This window comes from Sphingopyxis sp., from assembly GCF_035686825.1.
GTDB lineage: Bacteria > Pseudomonadota > Alphaproteobacteria > Sphingomonadales > Sphingomonadaceae > Sphingopyxis.
Genome location: NZ_DASRYZ010000002.1, coordinates 351,941 through 374,933 on the forward strand (window position 1 = coordinate 351,941; position 22,993 = coordinate 374,933).

30 protein-coding genes and 1 riboswitch are annotated in these 22,993 nt (G+C 65.5%); of the genes, 20 read left to right on the forward strand and 10 right to left on the reverse strand.

Annotated elements, in window-relative coordinates:
• Positions 1–13 precede the first annotated feature (13 nt).
• The gene (locus VFG17_RS02990; protein WP_325027973.1) at positions 14–709 is read right to left on the reverse strand and encodes a YafY family protein; all 696 of its coding nucleotides are present in this window, start codon (positions 707–709) and stop codon (positions 14–16) included.
• A gap of 15 nt (positions 710–724) precedes the next feature.
• Positions 725–1,177 (reverse strand): DUF6265 family protein, encoded by a 453-nt coding sequence (locus VFG17_RS02995; protein ID WP_325027974.1) that lies wholly within the window; start codon positions 1,175–1,177, stop codon positions 725–727.
• 80 nt (positions 1,178–1,257) lie between these two features.
• Positions 1,258–1,368: riboswitch (TPP riboswitch) on the forward strand.
• Between the two features lie 47 nt (positions 1,369–1,415).
• Here VFG17_RS02995 and thiC point away from each other — a divergent pair.
• The 12 genes from thiC (at position 1,416) to VFG17_RS03055 (ending at position 10,501) form a co-directional block, all read left to right on the forward strand.
• Positions 1,416–3,302: a phosphomethylpyrimidine synthase ThiC gene (thiC, locus tag VFG17_RS03000; protein ID WP_325027975.1), complete on the forward strand. Its 1,887-nt coding sequence runs from the start codon at positions 1,416–1,418 to the stop codon at positions 3,300–3,302.
• Between the two features lie 870 nt (positions 3,303–4,172).
• Positions 4,173–4,715, forward strand: a complete 543-nt coding sequence (locus VFG17_RS03005) for a hypothetical protein (RefSeq protein ID WP_325027976.1) — start codon at positions 4,173–4,175, stop codon at positions 4,713–4,715.
• A complete protein-coding gene (locus VFG17_RS03010; protein ID WP_325027977.1) occupies positions 4,712–5,476 on the forward strand; it encodes a hypothetical protein in 765 nt (254 codons plus the stop codon). Before VFG17_RS03005 ends, VFG17_RS03010 begins: the two co-directional genes overlap by 4 nt.
• 103 nt (positions 5,477–5,579) lie before the next feature.
• Positions 5,580–6,092, forward strand: coding sequence for a 2'-5' RNA ligase family protein (locus tag VFG17_RS03015; protein ID WP_325027978.1), 513 nt, complete (start codon positions 5,580–5,582; stop codon positions 6,090–6,092).
• 29 nt (positions 6,093–6,121) lie between these two features.
• The gene (locus tag VFG17_RS03020) at positions 6,122–6,703 is read left to right on the forward strand and encodes an N-acetyltransferase (RefSeq protein WP_325027979.1); all 582 of its coding nucleotides are present in this window, start codon (positions 6,122–6,124) and stop codon (positions 6,701–6,703) included.
• Positions 6,704–6,722: 19 nt separating this feature from the next.
• Positions 6,723–7,031, forward strand: coding sequence for a hypothetical protein (locus tag VFG17_RS03025; protein WP_325027980.1), 309 nt, complete (start codon positions 6,723–6,725; stop codon positions 7,029–7,031).
• Positions 7,028–7,435 (forward strand): YciI family protein, encoded by a 408-nt coding sequence (locus VFG17_RS03030; RefSeq protein WP_325027981.1) that lies wholly within the window; start codon positions 7,028–7,030, stop codon positions 7,433–7,435. Before VFG17_RS03025 ends, VFG17_RS03030 begins: the two co-directional genes overlap by 4 nt.
• 137 nt (positions 7,436–7,572) lie before the next feature.
• On the forward strand, positions 7,573–8,139 hold the full coding sequence (locus tag VFG17_RS03035) for a hypothetical protein (RefSeq protein ID WP_325027982.1): 567 nt from the start codon (positions 7,573–7,575) through the stop codon (positions 8,137–8,139).
• Entirely contained in the window at positions 8,139–8,561 is a 423-nt protein-coding gene (gene arr, locus VFG17_RS03040; RefSeq protein WP_325027983.1) for an NAD(+)--rifampin ADP-ribosyltransferase, read from the forward strand. Before VFG17_RS03035 ends, arr begins: the two co-directional genes overlap by 1 nt.
• A 41-nt stretch (positions 8,562–8,602) precedes the next feature.
• Positions 8,603–9,043, forward strand: coding sequence for an NIPSNAP family protein (locus VFG17_RS03045; RefSeq protein ID WP_325027984.1), 441 nt, complete (start codon positions 8,603–8,605; stop codon positions 9,041–9,043).
• 106 nt (positions 9,044–9,149) lie between these two features.
• Positions 9,150–9,602, forward strand: coding sequence for a glycine zipper 2TM domain-containing protein (locus tag VFG17_RS03050; RefSeq protein WP_325027985.1), 453 nt, complete (start codon positions 9,150–9,152; stop codon positions 9,600–9,602).
• 77 nt (positions 9,603–9,679) lie between these two features.
• Complete coding sequence (locus VFG17_RS03055; RefSeq protein WP_325027986.1) at positions 9,680–10,501, forward strand: ThuA domain-containing protein; 822 nt, start codon at positions 9,680–9,682, stop codon at positions 10,499–10,501.
• Here the strand turns inward: VFG17_RS03055 and VFG17_RS03060 are convergent.
• The 4 genes from VFG17_RS03060 to VFG17_RS03075 all read right to left on the reverse strand — a co-directional run bounded on the left by VFG17_RS03060 (position 10,498) and on the right by VFG17_RS03075 (position 13,166).
• Positions 10,498–10,896: a DUF1801 domain-containing protein gene (locus VFG17_RS03060; protein ID WP_325027987.1), complete on the reverse strand. Its 399-nt coding sequence runs from the start codon at positions 10,894–10,896 to the stop codon at positions 10,498–10,500. The genes VFG17_RS03055 and VFG17_RS03060 overlap by 4 nt on opposite strands.
• Before the next feature lie 10 nt (positions 10,897–10,906).
• On the reverse strand, positions 10,907–11,335 hold the full coding sequence (locus VFG17_RS03065) for a DUF1801 domain-containing protein (RefSeq protein ID WP_325027988.1): 429 nt from the start codon (positions 11,333–11,335) through the stop codon (positions 10,907–10,909).
• A gap of 11 nt (positions 11,336–11,346) precedes the next feature.
• On the reverse strand, positions 11,347–12,204 hold the full coding sequence (locus VFG17_RS03070) for a TauD/TfdA dioxygenase family protein (protein ID WP_325027989.1): 858 nt from the start codon (positions 12,202–12,204) through the stop codon (positions 11,347–11,349).
• 80 nt (positions 12,205–12,284) lie between these two features.
• Positions 12,285–13,166, reverse strand: coding sequence for an arylamine N-acetyltransferase (locus VFG17_RS03075; RefSeq protein ID WP_325027990.1), 882 nt, complete (start codon positions 13,164–13,166; stop codon positions 12,285–12,287).
• A gap of 183 nt (positions 13,167–13,349) precedes the next feature.
• On the opposite strand from VFG17_RS03075, the gene VFG17_RS03080 reads away from it, so the two are divergent.
• Both VFG17_RS03080 and VFG17_RS03085 read left to right on the forward strand, forming a co-directional pair.
• Positions 13,350–13,784, forward strand: a complete 435-nt coding sequence (locus tag VFG17_RS03080) for a nuclear transport factor 2 family protein (protein ID WP_325027991.1) — start codon at positions 13,350–13,352, stop codon at positions 13,782–13,784.
• Between the two features lie 70 nt (positions 13,785–13,854).
• Positions 13,855–14,439, forward strand: a complete 585-nt coding sequence (locus VFG17_RS03085) for a hypothetical protein (RefSeq protein WP_325027992.1) — start codon at positions 13,855–13,857, stop codon at positions 14,437–14,439.
• Here the strand turns inward: VFG17_RS03085 and VFG17_RS03090 are convergent.
• The 4 genes from VFG17_RS03090 to VFG17_RS03105 form a co-directional block, all read right to left on the reverse strand.
• The gene (locus tag VFG17_RS03090) at positions 14,436–14,864 is read right to left on the reverse strand and encodes an OsmC family protein (protein ID WP_325027993.1); all 429 of its coding nucleotides are present in this window, start codon (positions 14,862–14,864) and stop codon (positions 14,436–14,438) included. The genes VFG17_RS03085 and VFG17_RS03090 overlap by 4 nt on opposite strands.
• 77 nt (positions 14,865–14,941) lie before the next feature.
• Positions 14,942–15,145, reverse strand: a complete 204-nt coding sequence (locus VFG17_RS03095) for a DUF2061 domain-containing protein (protein WP_325027994.1) — start codon at positions 15,143–15,145, stop codon at positions 14,942–14,944.
• Positions 15,146–15,218: 73 nt separating this feature from the next.
• Entirely contained in the window at positions 15,219–15,566 is a 348-nt protein-coding gene (locus VFG17_RS03100; RefSeq protein ID WP_325027995.1) for a DUF962 domain-containing protein, read from the reverse strand.
• A 193-nt stretch (positions 15,567–15,759) separates the two neighbouring features.
• Positions 15,760–16,548 carry a cold-shock protein gene (locus VFG17_RS03105; protein WP_325027996.1) on the reverse strand — a complete coding sequence of 263 codons (789 nt, stop codon included), beginning with the start codon at positions 16,546–16,548 and terminating at the stop codon, positions 15,760–15,762.
• A 261-nt stretch (positions 16,549–16,809) separates the two neighbouring features.
• On the opposite strand from VFG17_RS03105, the gene VFG17_RS03110 reads away from it, so the two are divergent.
• The 6 genes from VFG17_RS03110 (at position 16,810) to VFG17_RS03135 (ending at position 22,939) form a co-directional block, all read left to right on the forward strand.
• Positions 16,810–17,427 (forward strand): ribonuclease D, encoded by a 618-nt coding sequence (locus VFG17_RS03110; protein ID WP_325027997.1) that lies wholly within the window; start codon positions 16,810–16,812, stop codon positions 17,425–17,427.
• Between the two features lie 20 nt (positions 17,428–17,447).
• Positions 17,448–18,086, forward strand: coding sequence for an LPS export ABC transporter periplasmic protein LptC (lptC, locus tag VFG17_RS03115; RefSeq protein WP_325027998.1), 639 nt, complete (start codon positions 17,448–17,450; stop codon positions 18,084–18,086).
• Positions 18,083–18,658, forward strand: a complete 576-nt coding sequence (locus VFG17_RS03120; protein ID WP_325027999.1) for an LptA/OstA family protein — start codon at positions 18,083–18,085, stop codon at positions 18,656–18,658. The genes lptC and VFG17_RS03120 overlap by 4 nt, the downstream gene beginning before the upstream one ends.
• A 105-nt stretch (positions 18,659–18,763) precedes the next feature.
• Entirely contained in the window at positions 18,764–18,913 is a 150-nt protein-coding gene (locus tag VFG17_RS03125; RefSeq protein ID WP_177175844.1) for a hypothetical protein, read from the forward strand.
• 46 nt (positions 18,914–18,959) lie between these two features.
• On the forward strand, positions 18,960–20,780 hold the full coding sequence (locus tag VFG17_RS03130; protein ID WP_325028000.1) for an ABC transporter ATP-binding protein/permease: 1,821 nt from the start codon (positions 18,960–18,962) through the stop codon (positions 20,778–20,780).
• 116 nt (positions 20,781–20,896) lie between these two features.
• The gene (locus VFG17_RS03135; RefSeq protein WP_325028001.1) at positions 20,897–22,939 is read left to right on the forward strand and encodes a putative bifunctional diguanylate cyclase/phosphodiesterase; all 2,043 of its coding nucleotides are present in this window, start codon (positions 20,897–20,899) and stop codon (positions 22,937–22,939) included.
• Positions 22,940–22,993 lie beyond the last annotated feature (54 nt).

A 22,993-nucleotide genomic window follows, 5' to 3' on the forward strand; every position in this document is an offset into this window, starting at 1 on the left:
CTGACAGATATTGTCAGGAGGCGGCATCGTAACCGCTCTGCCGCCACCAGTCGGCCATCAGCACCGCGCGGCGGCGCCCGAAACCTTCGTCGCCGATCCGCGCCGCAGCGATGCGGTCGATGCGAAAGCTGCGGAAATCCTGCCGCAGCAGGCACCAGGCGGCGATGATCTGCTTCTCTTCGAAATAGGCGAGCGCCGCGGGCCAGATCGCGCGCGCCGTCGCCGTGCCGCTTTCGTCGGCATAGTCGATGTGCAGCACCTTCTCGGCGCGCATCGCCTCGCGCACCGTCGCGAGCAGCGGCGCGTCGGTTTCGCGCCAGCGGCTGTTGACCGGCCACAGCCCCGCCTCGTCGATCCGCTGCTTGAGTTCGTCGGGGCTCGCCGCGGCGATCTTCGCGAGCGCCAGCCCCGCCGCGCGCGACAGCGACCCGTCCTGCCGCCCCTCGACCCAGCGCGCGCCCAAAACCAGCGCCTCCAGCTCGTCGGCGGTGAACATCAGCGGCGGCAGGAAAAACCCCGCGCGCAGCACATAGCCGACCCCCGCTTCGCCCTCGATCGGCGCGCCGAGCGCGATCAGCGTCTGGATGTCGCGATAGAGGGTGCGCACCGACACGCCCTGTTCCTCGGCCAGAACCTCGGCGGTCACCGGGCGCCGGCGGCGGCGCAGGCCGTCGATGATCGCGAAGAGCCGCGCCGTCTTGTCCGCCATGATGTCCTTCGTCCGTCAGCGCCGCCGATAGGTCCAGCGGCGCGGCTTCGCCCCGTCGATCGCCGAAATCGTCGCGGTCAGCGTATCGCCGTCGCGGGCATAGTCGATGCGCTGCGGAAAATCATGCGCCGGATTCTCGAAGGTCGCGCGCGTTGCCCCATGCGCCTTGGCCTGCCGCACCAGCCGGAACGCGACCGGCGCCCCGCCCTCAGGCATCGCGATATAGGAAATCGCGCCATCGTCGCCGCGCGCGATGCGGATGAATTCATATTCGCGCAGGGCCTCGCCGCGCCCCGACCGGCTATGCCCCAGCATCATCCCGCCGCGCGGGGGCGTCCAGCGCTCTTCGGTCCAGCGTTCGCCCTCCTCGCTCACCCAGTCGCCCGCGAGCCAGCCGAGATCGTCCACGCTCGCCGCCGGGCTCGCCGCCACCAGCAATGTCGCCAACACCGCCGCGATCATCCGCATGGCCCTCTCCCTCTCGCCGCCTTTTACCACCGCGCCGTCCCCATCATCAATGGACAGCGCACCCCCCGCCGCCTATAAGCCGGTCATCCCCGGGGAGCCTGTGTGCAGAAACAGGTTGAGAGCGGAACAGCCCGCGACCCGTTGAACCTGATCCGGGTAATACCGGCGGAGGGAGGGTCGGCGTTCCGAAAGCCGGAATCCCCATTCTCGCTCCGGCATTGATATGGAGCGACTGCACATGGCCGACATCGACTCGAAGTTCGAATTCGCAACCCCCATCGGCGTCACCACCGGCCCGATCCGCGGCAGCCGCAAGATCCATGTCGCGGCGCAGACCGGCAGCGGCATCCGCGTCGCGATGCGCGAGATCGACCTCGACCCGCATTCGGGCGAGCCCCCCGTCCGCGTCTACGACACCAGCGGGCCTTATACGGACGCCAACGCCACCATCGACATCAACGCCGGCCTCGCCGAACTCCGCCGCGAGTGGATCTTCGGCCGCGGCGACGTCGAGGAAGTCACGCAGCGCGAGGTGAAGCCCGAGGATAACGGCCAGCTCGGCCCCGACCGCAGCGGCGGCGTCCCCGCCTTCCCCAACGTCAGGAAGAAGGTGCTCCGCGCCAAACCCGGCCAGAACGTCAGCCAGATGCACTATGCCCGCCGCGGCATCATCACGCCCGAGATGGAATATGTCGCCGAGCGCGAAAATCTCGGCCGCGCGCGCCTCGCCGAATATAAGCGCGACGGCGAAAGCTTCGGCGCCAGCATCCCCGATTACGTCACCCCCGAATTCGTCCGCGACGAGGTCGCCCGCGGCCGCGCGATCATCCCCAGCAACATCAACCACCCCGAGAGCGAGCCGATGGCGATCGGCCGCAACTTCCTCGTCAAGATCAACGCCAATATCGGCAACAGCGCGGTCGCGTCCGACGTCGCGAGCGAGGTCGACAAGATGGTCTGGTCGATCCGCTGGGGCGCCGACACCGTCATGGACCTGTCGACGGGGCGCAACATCCACGACACGCGCGAATGGATCATCCGCAACTCGCCCGTCCCGATCGGCACCGTCCCCATCTATCAGGCGCTGGAGAAGGTCGGCGGCATCGCCGAGGACCTGACCTGGGAAATCTTCGCCGACACGCTGATCGAGCAGGCCGAACAGGGCGTCGACTATTTCACCATCCACGCCGGGGTCCGTCTGCCCTACGTCCCCCTCGCGGCAAAGCGCATGACCGGCATCGTGTCGCGCGGCGGCAGCATCATGGCGAAATGGTGCCTCGCGCATCACAAGGAAAGCTTCCTCTACGAACGCTTCGACGAGATTACCGAGATCATGAAGGCCTATGACGTCGCCTACAGCCTCGGCGACGGCCTGCGCCCCGGCAGCATCTACGACGCGAACGACGAGGCGCAGTTCGCCGAGCTCTACACGCTCGGCGAGCTCACCAAGCGCGCCTGGGCGCAGGATGTGCAGGTGATGATCGAGGGGCCGGGCCACGTCCCGATGCACAAGATCAAGGAGAATATGGACAAGCAGCTCGAGGCGTGCGGCGAGGCGCCCTTCTATACGCTCGGGCCGCTCACCACCGACATCGCGCCCGGCTACGACCATATCACCAGCGGCATCGGCGCCGCGCAGATCGGCTGGTACGGCACCGCGATGCTTTGCTACGTCACGCCCAAGGAGCATCTGGGCCTGCCCGACCGCGACGATGTGAAGGTCGGCGTCGTCACCTACAAATTGGCAGCCCACGCCGCCGACCTCGCCAAGGGCCACCCCGCCGCGCAGGTCCGCGACGACGCGCTATCGAAAGCGCGCTTCGAATTCCGCTGGCGCGACCAGTTCAACCTGTCGCTCGACCCCGACACCGCCGAGCAATATCACGACCAGACGCTACCGGCGGAAGGCGCCAAGTCGGCGCATTTCTGCAGCATGTGCGGCCCCAAATTCTGTTCGATGAAGATCAGCCAGGAAGTCCGCGACTTCGCGAAGCTGCAAAATCAGGACAGCGCGGGCTTCATCGCCGCCGAAAAGGCGGAGAAAGGCATGGCGGAAATGAGCCAGGTCTATGAGGACACGGGGCGGGAGCTGTATATGGGCGCGGGTGGGCGGGAGCATGATTGAACTCGCCACCTTCGGCAGCGTTAGCCAGCCCACTAATCTGCCAAGCCCAACGTGAGCGCTCCGCCAGCGGGTTCGTCGAACCGCTGGTGGAGAACGCCGTGCTCCGTTGAGCAAGCGTTGAATGAAAATCCATAGAAATTCGCCAATTATGGCGAAATCAGATCGATACGACTGCATCCCCGATCCCCGGTAGCGTGAATCCTGCAACGGGTGCAATGCGGCGGGGATCAAGAGATTACGGATAAACCGTAAATTGATATCGGATCGAAGCGACCCAAACTCCTAATTTATATTATTGATTTTCAAGAATTTATATTTTCATCAAATAGGTTTCTTGCTCTCAGAACGTGGCAATCGTAGAGAGTTCAGCCATATACCAAGCCCAACGTGAGCGCTCCGCCAGCGGGTTCGTCGAACCGCTGGTAGAGAACGCCGTGCTCCGTTGAGCAAGCGTTGAATGAAAATCCATAGAAATTCGCCAATTATGGCGAAATCAGATCGATGCGACTGCATCCTCGATCCCCGGTAGCGTGAATCCTGCAACGGGTGCAATGCGGCGGGCTTCATAAGATTACGGATTACACGTAAAAACGATCCAATATTCTTCGATTTGTGACCCAAAGCCCTTAAATCGGTCGATGAATTTTTGACTATGCCACGGTAAATTTCATGTTCTGACGTTGCAGTCGCACCGAGAAGAATTGGAAGAACGGAATTTTTTGCATAACCATCGGAAAATATCGAAAAATTATGAAATTCCATTGCACTTTGCATCTCCTAAGTTTTATATGCTTTGAAGGATTACCTTTTTTATGCTCTTGACAAAATTTCCGACTCGATCCACGTAAAGTGAGAACAGGAGGGAATCCGATGAATCAGGCAAAAATCTCGATACAGCACGGCGCGACGAGCCTCAGCGCGGAAGGGTCCGAAACTTTTGTGAAGGAAGCCATGCATCTGTGGGACAAGCTAATAGAGCAGCCCGCGCCCGCATTTGTTCATCCGCAGAGTTCGGCGCAGCCCGAAGTGGCGGCAACAACCGCGCCCAAAAGTGCCTCGTCAGCGGGGCTGCTTGAGTTTGATAACGTCTTCGACACGGCAGACGAAAAAATTAAAATTATCGCGGCAATTAATGGGAAAAGTAAAGCTGAACAAACCAGAAATGTTGCGCTTCTTACGCTCTTCGCTCACTATGTTGATGGGAAGGAAGTTATTCCTTCCGAACTCATTCGCAATGCTTGCGTGGATCAGGGATGCTATGATTCTACCAATTTCGCAGGCTACTTGAAGAGCCTAAAATCATTCGTTGTCATGAACACGAAGAGCGGTGGTCAGTACGACATCAAGTTGACAGCACCTGGCCGAAAGCGTGCGCGCGAATTAGCTGAAGAGCTTCAAAAGGGGGATGAATGAAACAAGAAAATCTCCTGCCCGATCTTCCCGATGCCCTGCGTCTTGAGTTGTTCAACGAGTTCTCCGAACTCGGCCAGAACTTCAACGAGGGAAGATGGAGAGCGTGCGGCTTGAATGCAGGGCGGTTTTGCGAGGTCGCATATTGCGTCGTGCAAGGCATCGCCAACCAAGCCTATGCAGCAAAAGCCTCGAAGCCACAGAACTTCAGAGATGCATGTAAACAGCTGGAGAATGTTAGCTCGCTTCCGAAAAGCTTTCGGTTCATTCTCCTACCTCTGTTGACTGCGCTGTATGAGGTGCGAAACACCAGAGACATCGGTCATGTAGGGAGCGACGTCGATCCGAGCTTTATGGATGCGAGCGTTGTTATGGCAAATGCAAAATGGGTAGTGGCTGAAATCATTCGGCATTCCCATGACCTTCCTTCGGCCAAAGCTCAAAGTATCGTTGATTCTCTTAGCCAATACTCGTCGCCGCTTGTATGGTCTGATACAGACGTGCGACGTGTCTTGGATCACAATCTATCGTTGGATCAGAAGATCTTAGTGCTTCTATCTTCCGCCGGCGGCCGAGCAACGCGATCAGAGCTATTCGATTGGTTGGATGAGGCAAGCAAATCCACTTTCAATCGACGTATATCGACATTGCATAACTCGCGATGTATCGAGGCAAAGGCTTACGGTTCCACCATTCAAATTCTGCCGCCGGGAATCCAGCGTATATCCGATATGGAACGAGGGAATACGGCTATCGCGGCATAAAGGATGCGCTAGGATTACGGTGATATTCTATTAAATCCCCAAATTTCGGCCTGAACGGAGCGGGCAATCGTACCCACCCCCACACCATGCTACACTCCCACCCATGCGCGCCCGGAACCCCCTCTACGTCATGGCCAAGCCGCCGCCCGAGGTGCAGGCGCAGATCGCCGCGCTGCCGCGCAACGACCCTTCGCGCGGGGTCGACCTCCTCCATGTCACGCTCATCTCGCTCTACGACCTGCACCATGTGCCGCCCGAGTGGCTGCCCGCGACCGTCGCCGCGCTCGACAGCTTCGTCGCGGCGCCCTTTCCGCTCCGCTTCGACCGGATCGAGAACCGCAAGGCGGTGACGCTGCGCACGCGTGGGTCCCTGGCCGAGGCGCGGGCGTTCCAGAAGGCGCTGGTGAATCATCTGCTCGCGGCGAAGGCGCCGATCATGGACGGCACCACCCCCGAACCGCACATCACGATCAACTATCGCGGCGACCGGCTGAACGCACAGAAAATGCCGCCGATCGAATGGACGGTCCGGGAAATATTCCTGGTCGAAAGCGTTGTCGGCAAGACCACCCATATCGAGCACGGTCGCTGGGCGCTCACGCCGCCCCGCGACTGAGCGCCGCGCAGCGAAAGAGGAGCGTAGCCATGACGACGATCACGATCGGCAAACCCGCGGACAAGGCGCGGCTGCTCCACACGCTGGTGCTCGGCTTCTCCGCCGACCCGGTCGCGCGCTGGGCCTCGCCCGACGCCGCGACCTATATGAGCCGCCGCCACGAATTTTTCGGTGCCTTCGGCGGCGCGGCGTTCGATCATGGCACCGCGTTCGTCGCCGACGACGGCGCGGCGGTCGCGACCTGGCTGCCGCCGGGGGTCGAGCCCGACGGCGAGGTCATGGCCGCGATCATGGACGAACAGACGCCGCCGCACCGCAAGGCCGAAATGGACGACCTCGTCGAACAGATGGACCGCTTTCACCCGAAGGAGCCGCACTGGTATCTGCCGCTGATCGCCGCCGATCCGGCGCATCGCGGCCGCGGGCTCGGCACTGCGCTGATGGAGGCGGCGATCGCGCGCATTGACGCCGACGGCCGCCCCGCCTGGCTCGAAAGCTCGAACCCGCGCAACATCCCGCTCTACCGCCGCTTCGGCTTCGAAAGCATCGGCGAGATCCGCACCGAAACCTCGCCGCTGCTGACCCCGATGCTCCGGCCGGGGCGGGGATAAAGCGCGAAAGGATTGCCCCATGTCGCACCCCTCGAACATCGTTTACTGCACCGGCCCCGGCGACCCGCACGCGCTCGACGGCATTTCGCGGCGCCACCGCAGCGGCGATCTCGACACGCTCTGCCCCGTCTGCCTCGGCTATGGTCAGTGGAACACCCAGATCGACCTTGTCAGCCACCGCTCGATCCGCCACGCCTGCCCCAAATGCGACGGGCGCGGCTGGATCGAGACCGGCGACGACATGGTCCCCTCGCACGACATCGAGCGCAGCGCCGAAGGCCATCCGGCGTGGACGGTGCGGCTCGACCCGTCGGACGACCGCGAATGACGTGGGCTCCGGTCCGCTTCGCCCTGCTCCTGTCGCTGGCCGCGCCGGCGGCAGCGCAAGCAGAAACCGAGAAGCCGGCGGCGACCGCACCCGCCGCGCAGCCGCTCTTCGCGCTCATCCTCGCCCCCGGCCCGGCGTGGAAGCCGGGCCGGCCCTTCGCCGAACAGGGGCTGCGGCCGCATTTCGATTACTGGATGGCGCTGTTTCGCGCGGGGCGCATCGCGAGTGCCGGCCCCGTGGGGACCGACGGCGGGCTCGTCCTGCTGCGCGCGCCCGATCAGGCTGCGGCCGACGCGATCCTCGCCGCCGACCCGGCGATCGTCGCGGGCATCTTCACCGGCACCGTTCGCCCCTATGCCCCGCCGATGGTCGATGCGGGCGTCCTCGGGTCCGCACGCAATTAACGCGCCGTCGAGGCGCCCCGGGGTATATTTTCACCGAAGGCGAATGACCGCTTCCGACTTCGGCCAGCGGGGCGCGGCTCGACTTCAGGATGCGTCGCCGATAGGCTGGCGTCCCTTGTCGATATGGGAGAGTGACGATGCGGAAACAAAGCTGCCTGAAGGGCGGGCTCATGGCGGGCGCGTTGCTGGCCCTCGCGGCGTGCGGCAAGGCCGAAGCGCCAGCCGCGCCCGAAAGTGCCGCGCCCGAAAAATCGGTGCTCGCGGAGGGCCCCGCGGCCGAGATCAGTAGCGTCGCCGCCGCCGACTTGCCGCAGGGGGTGCGCGATGCCGTGCTCGCGCGCGTGCCGGGCATGAAAATCGCCGAGGCCGAGCGCAAGGAACGCGATGGCAAGCTCTTCTACGACGTCGAGGGAACGCGCCCCGACGGCAGCCCGGTCGAACTCGACCTGATCGAGGAGGCGGAGGCATTTCGCGTCGTCGAGATGCAGCGCGACATCGCCTGGGCCGACGCCCCCGCGCCGGTGCGCGCCGCCGCGGCCGCCCCGGACGACGCCTTCACCCCCGCGCGCGTCATCGAAAGCACGCAGGAGGACGGCACCATCGTCTATGAACTCTTCGCCCCGGGCAAGGCCGACGAGCCCGCCGCCGAGGTGAACTGGAAGGACGGCAAGGCGGTGCTGCGAACCGAACGCAACGAATATTGATGACCGACGCTCCCCATGGCCCCGATGCGGGCGCGACCTTCTACCACGGCACGCGCGCCGACCTCGCCGTCGGCGACCTGCTCGCCGCGGGCTGGAACAGCAATTACGGCACCGACAAGCCGCTGTCGTGGATCTATTTCTCGGCCGCGCTCGAATCGGCGATCTGGGGCTGCGAGCTCGCGGCGGGAGCGGGGCGCGAGCGCATCTATATCGTCGAGCCGACCGGCGACTGGTTCGACGACCCCAATCTCACCGACAAGAAATTCCCCGGCAACCCGACGCGCAGCTACCGCAGCCGCGCCCCGCTCCGCGTCATTGGCGAGGTCGAAAGCTGGGAGCCGCATGCGCCCGAGGTGCTCGCCGCGATGAAGGATGGCCTCGCGAAGCTGAAGGCCGAAGGGAAGGACGTGATCATCGACTGATGCCGCGATATTTCGTCCGAAAGAAACGGAGAGAATAGCCCATGCCCTCCCCCATCCGCATCTTCACCCTCGCCGCGTTTCTCGCGCCAATGCTCGCGCTGGCGCCCGCCGCCGCTGCCACGCAACCCGACGCGCCCGCGCCGCTGCAGCAACTCCGCATCTATGAAATCCCGCGGACCAACGAAGGCGTGTTCCACGACCGCTTCCGCGATCACGCGCTGCGCATCATGGCGCGCCACGGCTTCGCGGTGCGCTCGATCTGGCGCAGCGAGCATGAGGGCAAGGTCGAGTTCGTCTATCTGCTCGACTGGCCCGACGCCGCCACGATGAAAGCGGCGTGGGCCGCCTTCATGGCCGATCCCGAATGGGCGGCGATCAAGAAGGAGACGGGCGCGCAGCACGGCAGCTTCGTCGACGCGATTTCGGACCGCACGCTTGAACCCGTGCCTTACTCGCCCGACCGGGCGGGCGCGGGCGGCTAGGGGCCAATCGACGGAACCGGACCGCGCCTTCGCGGGTCTATCATACAGAGGGGCCATTCGCATGCCGCCGCTTGGCCCGGCACGCGATCCGAATGGAGTGATGTCGATGAACAAGCTCATGATCCTGCCCCTCGCCGCCGCGACCGCGCTCGCCGGCTGCGCCTCGACCGGCGGCTATGGCGGCGGCTATGACGATGGTGGCTACGGCTATTACGACCGCAGCTATTACGACCAATATGGCCGCTATGACTGGGACCGGCCCGATCCGCGCCACGACGGCTATTATGCCGATAATTATTATCGCAACGACCGCCGTTACCGCGAGCGCCGCCTGTCGAATAACGACCGCGTCTATCGCGGGCGCGACGGCAAATATTATTGCCGCCGCAACGACGGCTCGACCGGGCTGATCGTCGGCGGCGTCATCGGCGGCATCGCGGGCAATGTCATCGCACCGGGCGATTCGAAGACGCTCGGTACCGTGCTCGGCGCGGTCGGCGGCGCGGTTGCCGGGCGCGCGATCGAACGCAGCGGCAACGACGAGGTGCGCTGTCGCTGAGTAGCGCGACGCGACGGCGGCTTGCGAAGGTTCACCGGTGTCATTAGCCTCCGCCCGATGTTGTGGGGAGAGGCTGAATGATCACCGCCGCCAAGCTCGCCGCCGCCGCGCTGCTGCTGACGCTCGGCGCCGCACAGGCGGCGCCCGATCCGCGGCGCCCCGCGCCTACCTTCGACCGCGTCCCGCCCGAACTGCCCGCGCTCACCCGTCCGGCGGTGCTGATCGTCAGCAAGACCAACGGCTATCGCCACGACAGCATCGCGGCGGCGGTGCCCGCGATCGAGGCGCTGGTGAAGGCGCGCGGCTGGTACAGCTTCGCGACCGAAAATGCCGCCGTCTTCAACGCCCGCGACCTCGCCAAATTCGACGTCATCGTCTTCGCGAACGCTAGCGGCGACATCTACACCTCCGACCAGCGCAAAGCCTTCCAGGCGTGGATCGCCGGCGGCGGCGGCTTTGTCGGCCTCCACAGCGCGGGCGACGGCAGTCACCCCGACTGGTTCGTGAAGCTGCGCGGGGGCGGCCGTTTCACCGGCCATCCGGGGGGCGCCGACCAGTTCCAGGCGGCCGACTTGGTCATCGTCGATCGCAGCCATCCCGCGACGCGGCACCTGCCCGCGCGCTGGCGCTGGACCGACGAATATTACAGCTGGGACGCCCCGCCCGCCGCCGACGCGCATATTCTCGCATCGCTCGACGAGGCGACGCTGCGGCTCGAACCCCGATACCGGATGGGGGGCGGCCACGCGCTCATCTGGTGGCGCTGCGAAGGCCGTGCGCGCATCTTCTATTCGGCGCTCGGTCACAAGGCCGAGGCGTGGCGCGACCCGATGCACCTCAAGATGCTCGACGGCGCGATCGGCTGGGCCGCGCGCGCCGAAGGAACGGGCTGCGACTAGGCCTTTTTGACCCGCGCGGGCTTTTCGAGGTTCGCCTCGACCGCCGCGCGGATCAGCGCCTTGAACGCCGCCTCGTCGATCGTATCGCCCTCGAACAGGTCGATCGCGCGCCGCGTGTTGCCGTCGAGGCTCGAATTGAACAGCTTCTTCGGATCGGCGAGCGCCGCGCCCTTCGCAAAGGTCAGCTTGACCTTGTCCTTGTACGTCTCGCCCGTGCAGAGGATGCCCGCATGGTCCCACACCGGGACCCCCGCCGGGTTCGACGGCTTCTGCCACTTCACCGATTCTTCGACCTCGGGATCGGCGGCGTGGATCAGCGCGCGCAGCCTCGCCAGCGTGTCGCCGCGCCAATCGCCGAGCCCCGCAATCTTCGCATCGATCTGCTCCGCCGCCATAGCCTCGTCCTCACATCTTCTCGCCGGGCAGCGCCGCGGCCTGTTTCACCCAGCCGGCGAACGCCGCTTCGTCGACCCGATCGTCTTCATGGATATGGAAATAGCGCGTGTCGCCGCTTTTCGACGCAACCGGCGGCACCGGATCGAGCGACTGGCCGCGAAAGAAAGCAACCTTGATATATTTGTCGAAGCAATGGATGCTGAGGAACCAGTGCGTCGGCGCCTCACCCTGTCCCGGCGCGCCATAGAAGGGCGAGTTCCATTTGACCGCCTTCGCGACGCCGGGAACCGTCTTTTCGATCAGTCTGTCGAGCCGCGCCCAGGCGGCCGACTTCCACCCCGGCATCGCGGCGATATAGGCCTGCACCGGCGCGTCGCCATAGGCTTTGGCGATCTGCGGATTGCCGCCCGACAGCAGCACGACCTTCTTGTCGCTCATCGCGGGGATCTTTAGCGTTCGTCGCGATAGAAGGGCCGGTCGCCCGCGATCGTCACGCGCTCCATCCGCCGCACCGCCGGGAAATAGTCCGACGCCGCATAATGCTGCGCGGCGCGATTATCCCAAAAGACGACCGAGCCGGCGCGCCAGCGGAAGCGGCACTGGATTTCGGGGACCGCGGCCTGGGCATAGAGATGCGCGAGCAGCCATTCGCTCTCCTTTGCCGACAATCCCTCGATATGGCTCGTGAACGCGGTGTTGACGTAGAGCGCCTGTTCGCCCGTCTCGGGATGGGTGCGGACCACGGGGTGGAGCTGCGGCGGATATTGTTCGTGCAATTCGTGCGCGCTCTTGCCCAGCCTTTTGGCGAAGACGCGCGCGATGTCGTGCACCGCGCTCAGCGAGCGGCACCAGTCCTGCATCGCGGGCGACAGGCCGCGAAACGCCGCCGCCATATCGGCGAACAGCGTGTCGCCGCCGACCTCGGGCACCTCGATCGCGCGCAGGATCGACCCCAGCGACGGCTCGGCGCGCCAGGTGACGTCCGAATGCCAGAAATTCTCGCGCCCGCGCGACTCGGGCCCGTGCGCGATGTGCAGAACCTCGCGGTTCGGCTGATCCTGCGGCGTCGCGGGGTGGATTTCGAGTGGGCCGAAGCGCCGCCCAAAGGCGATATGCTGCTCGGGAGTCATCGACTGGTCGCGAAAGAAGACGACCTTGTAGGCGAGCAGCGCGGCACGGATTTCGGCGATCGTCGCGTCGTCCTGTTCGCGGCCGAGGTCGATGCCCGAGATTTCGGCGCCGATCGACGGCGTCAGAGGTGCGACCTTCAGCCGCTCGAAAACCCGCTGCGATGCGATAAGGGTCATGGCTTTCGCTCCTGCAATTCTGTGTCGGAGCATGAGAAAGCCATGGCGGCGGCGAGTCAAGCCGCGGGCATCGATTGGTCCTAGCCGACGATCTCCGCCGTCGCCGCACGCTCGATCGCGCCGCGCCAGTGCGGCCGCACGGGCAACAGGAAAATCTCCGACAGCGCGCGCTCGATCTCGTCGGCGGTCAGGTAGCGCCGGTCGGACCGCCCGTCGATCAGCCGCGTCGTCAGCCGGTTGTCGCGCAGCCCGTAACGCGCCTCGGCCGTCGTCCGTGCTGCGATCAGCTGATGGCGGAAATGCGATTCGGGATGCGCCGAGGTGTACCAATTGCCCAGCTCGTAATCGATCGCCGGCGGCGCCGCATTCTCGATCCGGTAGAGCGTCCGCCATTCACTCTCGATCAGCGCCGCGACCTGCCATTCGTCGCGATGCCGAACGACGCGATAGCTTTCGTGCCGCGTCGGCTGTGCCTCCTCGCGGTCCATCGCCAGCGGCTGCGGCGGTACCGCGGCGCCGAAACCGACGTCGGTGAGCCACGGCCGCCCTTCGATCGTCACGCGCACGACCATGTGCGTGCGCGGCGTCGGCGGCGCATCATCGGGCAGCATCCAGCGCACCCGTCCGATCAGCCCCTCGGCCGCGAAGCCGATCGCCTGCAGGACGCGGAGGAACAGGCCGTTCTGCTCGAAGCAATATCCGCCGCGCCGCTGGCCGATCAGCTTCGCGTCGATCGCGTCGGCGCCAATATCAATCCCGGCGCCGGTCAGCGCGTCGATCGCCTCGAACGGGATGCCGGCGATATGCGCGGCCTGGAGCGCGGCGAGCACCTCCAGCGTCGGCGCCGCGGCGCCGCTATAACCGATGCGCGCGAAATAGCGCGGCAGGAACGCATCGGCCGCGTCCGGCGACGCATCGTCGCCATCGGCCGGATCGGTAGGGGCAGCGGGATAGTGCAACATGGTCAAAGGCTCCGTTCGCAAATCATCTGCCCGCCTTATGAAAGCTCAACCGCGGTTGAGATCAAGCACGAATGTCGCCGCCCGAACGCGAAATCGGATCGGGCAGGGCCGAGGACGATTGACCGGGAGGCCGCCGGCAGGGATGATAGCGGGATGAAGACTCCTTTTTTCCGGGCTCCGCTTGTGGCCGTGGCCCTGTTCGCCGGCGCGTCGGCGGCAACCGCCGAGGCGCCGCAGGGCGACCTCGCCGGCCTCACAGCCTTTGCCGACGCCTTCGACGCGGCGCAGATCGCGCAGGATCGCGCCGCGCTCGACCGCATGGTCGCCGACGACCTCGTGTTCATCGACGGCAGCGGCAAGCGCTATGGCAAGGCCTTCTTCATCGATGGCTGGACCGGCCCCGACGACGATTATGACCCGGTGACGCTGAAGGACCGGGTGGTGCTGCCGCTCGGCAAGGATGCCGGCCTCGCGAGCGCCGAGACGATCCTGTCGGGCCGGTCGGCGGGCAAGCCCTTTCGCGTCCGCATACGCTTTACCGACATCTTCCGTCGCCATGGCGACAGCTGGCAGGCAAGCTACATCCACGTCACACGCATGCCCGTCGAAGGCGATTAGCGGAAGGATTCGACTCCTGCGGCAAGTGAGAACATAATGGGAACATTGATCCGATTCGGAGGAATGGACGATGGACCCGATGTTCCGATACTTCCTTGGCTTTCAGCTTGCCGCCGACCGCGCCGGCTGGCTCGCGCGTCAATTGCCGCCCGTTTCGGGCGATCTGTTCGCAGGGCTGAAGCCGCAAAACTATCATCTCACCCTCTGCACGATCGACGAGACGTCGGTGCCGCACCCCTTCCTGCGGCAACGCGTCGCCGGTGCATTCGAAGCCGGCCTGCCCGCCGCCGCTTCGATTCCCTTTGGCCGGATCGTCAGCCGGGATGCCGGCGCCGAATTGGTGACGGTCGGGAGCACCGCCGCGATTCGCCAACTTTACGACGACCTCGTCGCAGGGCTCGCGCCGCACGGGATCACGCCCTGGTATCGCCAGTCGGGGCTCCGCCCGCATATCACGCTCGGCTATGGCAAACATGTATTCGACCCGGTGCCGGTCGCGTGGAACTGGACGCCGCGCGAGCTCGTCCTGATCGAAAGCCATGTCGGCCACAGCCGCCACCGCCTCCTGCAACGCTGGCGGCTTCCCGCGCCCGTGCAGGGCGCCTTCGACTTCATGGACGACGCGCTGCCGCCGCCGCTGCGCTATGCGGCTTAGCTTTCGAGGCTGTGTTCGAGCGTGATCTCGCAGTCGAGCAGCTTCGACACCGGGCAATTCTTCTCGGCCTCCTCGGCGATCTTCGCGAATTCGTCGGCGTCGATCCCCGGCACCTTGCCCGTCAGCGTCAGCGCCGACCTGGTGATCGTGAAGCCGCCGTCCTGCTGTTCGAGCGTCACCGCGGCACTCGTCTCGAGCGTATCGCCCGAATAGCCCGCGCGCGCGAGACCGAACGACAGCGCCATGGTGAAGCAGGCGGCATGCGCCGCGGCGATCAATTCCTCGGGATTGGTCCCGGGCTGCCCCTCGAAGCGCGTACCGAAGCCATAGGGTTGTTTGTCGAGCACTCCCGACTTGGTCGTGATCGATCCCTTGCCCTCCTTGCCGAAACCTTCGTAGCGGGCCGATGCGCGATTGACGGTCATGCGATTTCTCCTGGAGTTGGATCGGGGCGTTCGATCGGGAGTGCGAAACGGAAAAGGCGCCCGGGACTCGGGAAGCCTCAGACGGCGAGCAGCTTACGCCCCGCGCCCACGCGCTGCCACGCCTTTTCGTGAAAGAAGAAGGCGACAGCGTTGATGCACGGCTCGATGATCGCGATCCCGCCGGCGAGCGCGACAGATCCCGTCATCACATAGGCGACGCTGAACCCGATCGTCAGATGGATCGAGAGATAGGTGAGGGTCTTGAACAGGTCGGTGGGCATGGCCCGTCTCCAGCAGCGGTGAACCCGTCCAAGTTAAGAATGATTCGCAACAATCGCCAGCCGGAGCTTTCGTTCAGTCTGATCGTTTTTCCCGCGACACGCCCGCCCGGTCGAGTTCGGGTCCGAGCCTCCCCCTGAGCCACATCGCCCACATCTTGAAATCGGCTGCGAGGCTCCACAGCGGATAGGTGAAGGTCGCGGGACGATTCTTCTCGACCCCGAAGTGCGCGACCCACGCGAAGAAATAGCCCGCGATCGGCAGCGCGACGAGCCAGCCCCAGCGGCCGCTCGCCACGGCCGCGACCGCGATCAGCACCACGAGGCTCGTCCCGACATAATGCAGCGCGCGCGTCGACGCCTTGCTGTGCTCGCGCAGGTAAAAGGGCCAGAATTCGGCGAAGCTGGTGTAGAGCCGCGGCATGATGACAGAGGATGCTGCGGCCGGCGCGAGGCGTCAAGGTGCCTGTCGAATGTACGGCCCACGTCGACCGTGGGCTTTGGAATGAAGAAATAAGGGATGGCGACTGAAGGCCGTTCTCGGCCGTGCGCAATCCTGCGTTCCAAACAAAAAGGGCGGCCCCTTGGCCGCCCTTTCCGTTTGCCTGTCCTGCCGATCAGTCCTGATGCGGCTGGATGTTCACCGCCGCGAACTTGCCGCGGTCGTCGACTTCGATGTCGAAAGCGACGCGGTCGCCTTCGTCGAGGCCCGCCATGCCGGCGCGCTGCACCGCGCTGATATGGACGAAGGCGTCGGCCTGTCCGTCGTCGCGCGCGATAAAGCCGAAGCCTTTCGTCGTGTTGAAGAATTTGACGGTGCCCGAGGTGCGCTCACCGGTCAGCTGGCGACGCCCGCGGGCGCCGCCCGGACGGTCACCGCCGCGGTCGTCGCGACGCGGGGCGAATTCCTCGACCGGCATCGGTTCACCCTCGATCTTGAGGTCGATCGCCGATACCTTGCCGTTGCGCTCGACGAGCGTGAAGCCAAGCGGCTGACCCGAAGCGAGGCCCTGAAGGCCCGCCTGTTCGACCGCGCTGATGTGGACGAACACATCTTCGCCGCCATCGTCGCGGGCGACGAAGCCGAAGCCCTTCGATGCGTTGAAGAACTTCACCGTGCCCTGGCCCTCGCCGACGACCTGCGCCGGCATGCCGCCGCCGCGTCCGCCGCCGAAACCGCCGCCGCCGCGATCGCCACCGCCGAAGCCGCCACGGTCGCCGCCGCCAAAGCCGCCGCCACCACGATCGCCGCCGCCGAAGCCGCCGCGATCACGATCGCCGAAACCGCCACGACCGCCGCCGTAGCTGTCGCCGCCGTAGGGAGCCGGTTCGAAGCTGTCGAAATTGCCGAAATCATCGCGCTTGCCGCGTCCCCGATGGCCACGGCGATCCTTGTTGAAACTCATTGCTTAGTAGTCGCTTTCGGTCGTCCACACCCCATTCAACCGGCTCCTTGCGCCGGACGGGGACGCAGTTCACCACGGGCACGGACTCGCCCCATGCCACCAAGAGCGCAAGATATAGCCTAATTATCCACAGGCTGCGAACAGAAAATTTCAGAAAGACGGTGCCGAATATTGCACGCTTTGCCGCGGGCTTGCGTAGCCCGGCGGCGGGCCCGAAAACCAGCCATTGAGCGGCAGGGCCGCTTGGCCTAAGGCGGCCCTATGACTGTCTATTTCCACGAAGAAGATCTGCCCGAGGGCGTGCTGCGCCCGGGCCCGGTCGCGATCGATACCGAGACGATGGGTTTGAACCCGCTGCGCGACCGATTGTGCCTCGTCCAGATCAGCGACGGGTCGGGCGACGAGCATCTGGTGCGCTTCAACCCCGGCAGCGCCTATGACGCGCCGGTGCTGAAGGCGATCCTGACCGATCCCGCGCGTTTGAAGCTGTTCCATTTCGCGCGTTTCGACATCGCGGCGCTGCAGCAGGCGCTCGGCGTGGTGACCGCGCCGGTCTATTGCACCAAGATCGCCTCGAAGCTCGTGCGCACCTACACCGACCGCCACGGGCTCAAGGAACTGGTGCGCGAACTGCTCGGCCAGGAGGTGTCGAAGCAGCAGCAGTCGAGCGACTGGGGCGCTGCGGAGCTCAGCGACGCGCAGCGCGACTATGCCGCGAGCGACGTGCGCTTCCTGCACGCGATGAAGGCGATTCTCGACGTGCGGCTGGCGCGCGAGGGGCGCACCGCCCTCGCGCAGGCCTGTTTCGATTTCCTGCCGACGCGCGCCGCGCTCGACCTTGCGGGCTGGCCCGAAGTCGATATTTTCGCGCATAGCTGAAGGTCCGGGAGGCTCCGCCCATGTCCGAACGCGCCGATCTTGATCGCACGATGCGCCGCATGTGGGCGGCGAGCGGGTCGAGCCACGACCGCGTCGTGCGCATCCTGCGCTTCGGGCTGCCGCTCGTCATCGGCGTCGTCGCGGCGGTGCTCGTCTTCTCGCCCTTCACCCAGCGCGCGGAGATCAGCTTTCTGCTCGCCAAGGACAAGGTCGAGATGGCGAGCGAGCGGATGAAGGTGACGCGCGCCGAATATCGCGGCCAGGATGCCAAGGGGCAGCCCTTCGCACTGCTCGCGGGCAGCGCGGTGCAGAAAAGCTCGGCCGAGCCGATCGTGCGGATGACCGACCTGTCGGGCGCGATCAAGCTCGTCGACGGCCCCGCGACGATCGTCGCGAAGAACGGCGCCTATAATATGGAGACCGAAAAGGTCGCGGTGCCGGGAACGGTGCAGGTCAAGAGCGCGAACGGCTATAGCATCGACGCGAGCAATGTCGCGGTCGACCTCAACACGCGCACGCTCTCCGGCCAAGGCGGCGTCGAGGGCACATTGAACATCGGCCGCTTTTCGGCCAATCGGCTGTCGGCCGACCTCGACAAGCGGATCGTGCGCCTCGAAGGCAATGCACGGCTCAGGATCAATCAGGGAGTGCTCAAATGAACCGGCTTTGGACCCTGAGGAGTATGGCGCTTGCGGGTGTGGGCTTCGCGCTGACCAGCCTGGCGCTCCTGTCGGCCGGCGGCGGTGACGCCGCGCAAGCGCAGGCGCTCGCCAATCACAACAGCAACGCCCCGGTCGATTTCGCGGCGGGCAGCATCGAGGTGCAGGACCGCGCCGACCGCGTCGTACTGGCGGGCAATGTCCGCGTGACGCAGGCGGGGCTGACGGTCACCGCGCCGCGGATGACCGTCGCTTATACGCGCGCGGGGGGCACCGACGTCAACCGGCTCGACGCGACCGGCGGGGTGACGGTGGTTAAGGGCGACGAGATGGCGAAGGGCAATGTCGCCATCTATGACCTCGACCGGCGCCTGATCACGATGGTGGGCAATGTCGAACTTCGCCAGCGCGGCAACAATCTGCGCGGCGGGCGGCTCGTCATCGATCTGAACAGCGGCCGCGCGACGGTTGACGGGCGCGGCGCAGCGCGCGGGCCCGACGGCAATCCGGTGCAGGGCGGCACCGGCGGGCGCGTCACCGGCACCTTCACGGTACCGGAAAGAAAGCAGTAACCACCCCGCTTTACCGGGCCGCAACCATGCGGTTTCACCATGGCTGCAGGGACCAGATCATAGCGGTGCCGGGGGGCGACGCCGTGCATTTTGAAAGCAGCCCCCATGCGCTTTTCCCCCATCGTCCCACCCCGGCGCCCGCTGTTCGGCCGCCGCCAGGAACCGCCCGCGGCGATCGTGCCGACGCCGACATCCGAAGAGCGGCGCCTGATCGATCGCATCATCCGCCACGCGGGCTATCGCGAATCGCGCTAGACGAGGGAGTTGGCGCGGCGGCCTTACGCCCCTACATGGGGCGTCCATGCCCCCCGATACCGCAACCTCCGCCGACGCCAGCCGCGAACCGCCCGTCCTTGCGACGCTGCGGCGCTTTCTCCCCTATCTGTGGCCCGCAGGCCAGACCGAGGCGAAGGTCCGCATCCTCCTTGCCGGGCTCATCGTGCTCGCGTCGAAGGGCGTGCAGCTGTCGATGGGTTTCCTCTACGGCGCCGCGATCGACCGCATGGCGCCGGGGATGGAGGAAGGCGTCGCGCTCGCGATCGGGCTGGTGCTCGCCTATGCCGGCGCGCGCTTTGCCGGGGTGCTGTTCGACAACCTCCGCAACGTGGTGTTCGAGCGCGTCGGGCAGGATGCGACGCGCGAACTCGCGATCGGCACCTTCAGCCATCTCCACGCGCTGAGCCTGCGCTTCCACCTCGCGCGGCGGACGGGCGAGGTAACCAAGGTGATCGAGCGCGGCACCAAGAGCATCGACACGATGCTCTATTTCCTGCTCTTCAACATCGCGCCGACGATCGTCGAACTCGCCGCGGTGCTGATCATCTTCTGGACCAAGTTCAGCTTCGGCCTCGCGAGCGCGACCGCGCTGATGGTCGTCGTCTACATCGTCTTCACACGCAAGGTGACCGACTGGCGCAATGCGCTCAGAACGCGGATGAACGACCTCGACACGCTGACGATCGGGCGCAGCGTCGACAGCCTGCTCAACTACGAGACGGTCAAATATTTCGGCGCCGAGGAACGCGAGGAAGCGCGTTACCGCGACGTCGCCGACCAATATGCGCGTGCCGCGGTCAAGAGCGAGAACAGCCTCGCGTGGCTCAACATCGGGCAGAGCCTGATCACCAACGCCGCGCTTGCGGGGGCAATGGCCTATACGGTGTGGGGCTGGTCGACCGGCGAATATAAGGTCGGCGACGTGGTGTTGGTGAACACTTTGCTCGCGCAGCTCTTCCGCCCGCTCGACATGCTCGGCATGGTCTATCGCGTGATCCGTCAGGGGCTGATCGACATGGAGGCAATGTTCCGCCTGATCGACACCCCGCCCGAGATCGCCGACGCACCGGATGCGTGGCCGCTGGTGGTGAACGGCGGCGCGGTGGCGTTCGAGAATGTCGTCTTCGGCTATGAGCCCGACCGCACGATCCTGAACGGCGTGAGCTTCGCGGTCGGCGCGGGCGAGACGCTGGCGATCGTCGGGCCGTCGGGTGCGGGCAAGTCGACGATCGCGCGGCTGCTGTTCCGTTTCTATGATCCGCAGCGCGGGCGGATATTGATCGACGATCAGGATATATCGCAGGTCACCCAGAAAAGCCTGCGCGCCGAAATCGGCATCGTTCCGCAGGATACGGTGCTGTTCAACGATTCGATCGGTTACAATATCGCCTATGGCCGCGAAGGCGCGAGCGCCGGGGAGATCGCGGCGGCGGCCGAGGGCGCGGCGATCGACAGCTTCATCGCGCTGCTCCCGCAGGGCCATGAGACCGAGGTCGGCGAGCGCGGGCTCAAGCTGTCGGGCGGCGAGAAGCAGCGCGTCGCGATCGCGCGCACGCTGCTCAAGAATCCGCCGTTGCTGATTTTGGACGAAGCGACGAGCGCGCTCGACAGCCGCACCGAAGCGGCGATCCAGTCGACGCTTGACCGCATCGCGGCGCGGCGCACGACGCTGGTGATCGCGCACCGCCTGTCGACGGTGACGAACGCCGACCGCATCATCGTGCTCGAACGCGGACGGGTCGCCGAGACCGGAACGCACGACCAGTTGCTCGGCATGCGCGGGCTCTATGCCGACATGTGGGCGCGGCAGCAGGCCGAGCGCGACGAGGGGACGGTCGACGCCTGATCGCGGCGGTCGCTAAATTTTAACGCCGGTTTACATTTCTGTAAGTGATTCCCACCCATTGAGCCTCTTTGGACCTGTCCGTCAGGCTGGCGGACGTTCGAGGGGAAGGTGGGCGCTTGATCAGGCTGGCGATGTGTATCGCGATCGACCACGATCCGTGGCTCGTCGCGCTGGCGGTCGCGATATGCGGCGTCGGCGCGTTTGCGATCGTCCAGATGTTCGAGCGCGCGCGCGACGCCTCGCGTACGCAGGGGATCGCCTGGGCCTTCCTCGTCGCCGTCGCCGCGAGCGCGACGATCTGGTGCACCCATTTCGTCGCAATGCTCGCCTTCGAAGCGAAAGCACCGGTGACGCTTGACCCGGTGCTGACCATCGCCTCGCTGATGGTCGCGATGGTCGGCAGCTTCATCGGCTTCGCGGTCGCGGCGTGGGGCAAGGACGAGGTTTTCGGCGCGATCGGCGGGGCGCTGTTCGGCGCCGCGATCGCCGCGATGCACTTCACCGGCATGACCGCGTACCGTGTCGACGGGATCGTCGCGTGGGACGGCGAGTATATCGCCGCGGCGGTGATCTGCGGCATGGCCTTCGCCGCCGCCGCGCTGACCGTGCTGCGCACGGGCCGCGCGGTACGATACCGCGTGCCGCTCGCGACTTTGCTCATCGTGCTGGCGATCGCGTCGCTCCATTTTCTCGCGATGACCGCGATGCGGATCACCCCGATGGCGCTCGACGAGACGCCGCTGCGCCCGGCGGAGTTCAACGCCCTCGCGCTCGCGACGGTCCTCGTCGGCGGCATCGTGATCGCGGCGGGCGTCTTCGCCGCGATGCTCGACCGCCAGACGCGGTCGGAGGCGCTGCGCGAACTGATGCGGATGGCGATGAACGATGCGCTGACAGGCCTGCCCAATCGCACCGCCTTTCGCGCCGAACTGGCGCGGCAGATCGGGGCGGCGATGGTAAGCGGCGAGCGCGTCGGCCTCTGCGCGATCGACCTCGACCGCTTCAAGGAAATCAACGATGTCCACGGCCACAAGGCCGGTGACGAGGTGCTAGCGCGGATTGCTCAACGGATGCGCGACACCCTGGGGCATAATGAGTTCGTCGCGCGGCTGGGCGGCGACGAGTTCGTCGCGCTGACGCGCTTTACCGAGCGCGCGCAGCTCGCGGCGTTCGCGGCGCGGCTCGATGCCGAACTCAAGGCGCCGCTTATCTTTCCCGATTTCGAGGCGCGGCTCGGCGCGAGCATCGGCGTGGCGGTCTTTCCCGACGATGCGGCGACCGCCGAGATGCTGGCGAACAACGCCGACCTCGCGATGTACCGCGCGAAGGCCGACGCGGCGACCACACCCTGCCACTATGACTGGCAGCTCGACGAGGCGATCCGCGACCAGCGCGAACTCGCGACCGACCTGCGCAGCGCGATCGAGCGCGACCAGCTCGACGTCCATTATCAGGTCCAGACCTCGGTCACTACCGGCGAGATCACCGGATATGAAGCGCTGCTGCGCTGGACGCATCCGGTTCGCGGTGCGATCCCGCCCGCCATCTTCATCCCGCTTGCCGAAGCGAACGGCTTCATCCTGACGCTCGGCGAATGGGTGTTGCGGCGCGCCTGCACCGACGCGGCGGCGTGGCCGCACGCCTCGAAGGTCGCGGTCAACGTATCGCCGCTGCAACTCGCGCATGTCGATTTGCCGCGTTTGTTCCACCAGATCCTGCTCGACACCGGCCTGCCGCCGCGGCGGTTGGAGATCGAGCTCACCGAAACCGCGATCATCGCCGACCGCGAGCGCGCGCTGCACGTGCTGCGCCAGATCAAGGCATTGGGCGTCGGGGTCGCGCTCGACGATTTCGGCACCGGCTATTCGTCGCTCGAAACGCTGCGCGCATTTCCGTTCGACAAGATCAAGCTCGACCGCTTCTTCCTCGCCGAACTCGCCGGCAACGTTCAGTCGACCGCGATCCTGCGCGCGGTGCTCGCGCTCGGCAAAAGCCTGTCGATCCCGATCCTCGCCGAGGGGATCGAGACCGCCGAGCAGCTCGATGTGCTGCGCCGCGAGGGATGCGACGAGGCGCAGGGCTTCCTGATCGGGCGGCCGGGGCGCGGCGTGGCCACGGGCGAGGACGAGGGCGACGGCGAGCGGGTTTACGCGGCCTGAAGGCGCAATTTTAACTAAAATACTTGGCTTGGGTTGACCCTCCGCACATGCGCC

Bases quoted from the DNA above. Each gene is read 5' to 3' on its own strand.
- VFG17_RS03060 (WP_325027987.1), bottom strand. From the start codon at position 10,896: ATGGCGGCGGAGCAGATCGATGCGAAGATTGCGGGGCTCGGCGATTGG.
- VFG17_RS03055 (WP_325027986.1), top strand. From the start codon at position 9,680: ATGATCACCGCCGCCAAGCTCGCCGCCGCCGCGCTGCTGCTGACGCTC.
- VFG17_RS03015 (WP_325027978.1), top strand. From the start codon at position 5,580: ATGCGCGCCCGGAACCCCCTCTACGTCATGGCCAAGCCGCCGCCCGAG.
- lptC (WP_325027998.1), top strand. From the start codon at position 17,448: ATGTCCGAACGCGCCGATCTTGATCGCACGATGCGCCGCATGTGGGCG.
- VFG17_RS03075 (WP_325027990.1), bottom strand. From the start codon at position 13,166: ATGTTGCACTATCCCGCTGCCCCTACCGATCCGGCCGATGGCGACGAT.
- thiC (WP_325027975.1), top strand. From the start codon at position 1,416: ATGGCCGACATCGACTCGAAGTTCGAATTCGCAACCCCCATCGGCGTC.
- VFG17_RS03065 (WP_325027988.1), bottom strand. From the start codon at position 11,335: ATGAGCGACAAGAAGGTCGTGCTGCTGTCGGGCGGCAATCCGCAGATC.
- VFG17_RS03045 (WP_325027984.1), top strand. From the start codon at position 8,603: ATGCCCTCCCCCATCCGCATCTTCACCCTCGCCGCGTTTCTCGCGCCA.
- VFG17_RS03125 (WP_177175844.1), top strand. From the start codon at position 18,764: ATGCGCTTTTCCCCCATCGTCCCACCCCGGCGCCCGCTGTTCGGCCGC.
- VFG17_RS03120 (WP_325027999.1), top strand. From the start codon at position 18,083: ATGAACCGGCTTTGGACCCTGAGGAGTATGGCGCTTGCGGGTGTGGGC.
- VFG17_RS03010 (WP_325027977.1), top strand. From the start codon at position 4,712: ATGAAACAAGAAAATCTCCTGCCCGATCTTCCCGATGCCCTGCGTCTT.
- VFG17_RS03085 (WP_325027992.1), top strand. From the start codon at position 13,855: ATGGACCCGATGTTCCGATACTTCCTTGGCTTTCAGCTTGCCGCCGAC.
- VFG17_RS03035 (WP_325027982.1), top strand. From the start codon at position 7,573: ATGCGGAAACAAAGCTGCCTGAAGGGCGGGCTCATGGCGGGCGCGTTG.
- VFG17_RS03030 (WP_325027981.1), top strand. From the start codon at position 7,028: ATGACGTGGGCTCCGGTCCGCTTCGCCCTGCTCCTGTCGCTGGCCGCG.
- arr (WP_325027983.1), top strand. From the start codon at position 8,139: ATGACCGACGCTCCCCATGGCCCCGATGCGGGCGCGACCTTCTACCAC.
- VFG17_RS03020 (WP_325027979.1), top strand. From the start codon at position 6,122: ATGACGACGATCACGATCGGCAAACCCGCGGACAAGGCGCGGCTGCTC.
- VFG17_RS03130 (WP_325028000.1), top strand. From the start codon at position 18,960: ATGCCCCCCGATACCGCAACCTCCGCCGACGCCAGCCGCGAACCGCCC.
- VFG17_RS03110 (WP_325027997.1), top strand. From the start codon at position 16,810: ATGACTGTCTATTTCCACGAAGAAGATCTGCCCGAGGGCGTGCTGCGC.
- VFG17_RS03070 (WP_325027989.1), bottom strand. From the start codon at position 12,204: ATGACCCTTATCGCATCGCAGCGGGTTTTCGAGCGGCTGAAGGTCGCA.
- VFG17_RS03090 (WP_325027993.1), bottom strand. From the start codon at position 14,864: ATGACCGTCAATCGCGCATCGGCCCGCTACGAAGGTTTCGGCAAGGAG.
- VFG17_RS03025 (WP_325027980.1), top strand. From the start codon at position 6,723: ATGTCGCACCCCTCGAACATCGTTTACTGCACCGGCCCCGGCGACCCG.
- VFG17_RS03105 (WP_325027996.1), bottom strand. From the start codon at position 16,548: ATGAGTTTCAACAAGGATCGCCGTGGCCATCGGGGACGCGGCAAGCGC.
- VFG17_RS03100 (WP_325027995.1), bottom strand. From the start codon at position 15,566: ATGCCGCGGCTCTACACCAGCTTCGCCGAATTCTGGCCCTTTTACCTG.
- VFG17_RS03005 (WP_325027976.1), top strand. From the start codon at position 4,173: ATGAATCAGGCAAAAATCTCGATACAGCACGGCGCGACGAGCCTCAGC.
- VFG17_RS02995 (WP_325027974.1), bottom strand. From the start codon at position 1,177: ATGCGGATGATCGCGGCGGTGTTGGCGACATTGCTGGTGGCGGCGAGC.
- VFG17_RS03050 (WP_325027985.1), top strand. From the start codon at position 9,150: ATGAACAAGCTCATGATCCTGCCCCTCGCCGCCGCGACCGCGCTCGCC.
- VFG17_RS02990 (WP_325027973.1), bottom strand. From the start codon at position 709: ATGGCGGACAAGACGGCGCGGCTCTTCGCGATCATCGACGGCCTGCGC.
- VFG17_RS03095 (WP_325027994.1), bottom strand. From the start codon at position 15,145: ATGCCCACCGACCTGTTCAAGACCCTCACCTATCTCTCGATCCATCTG.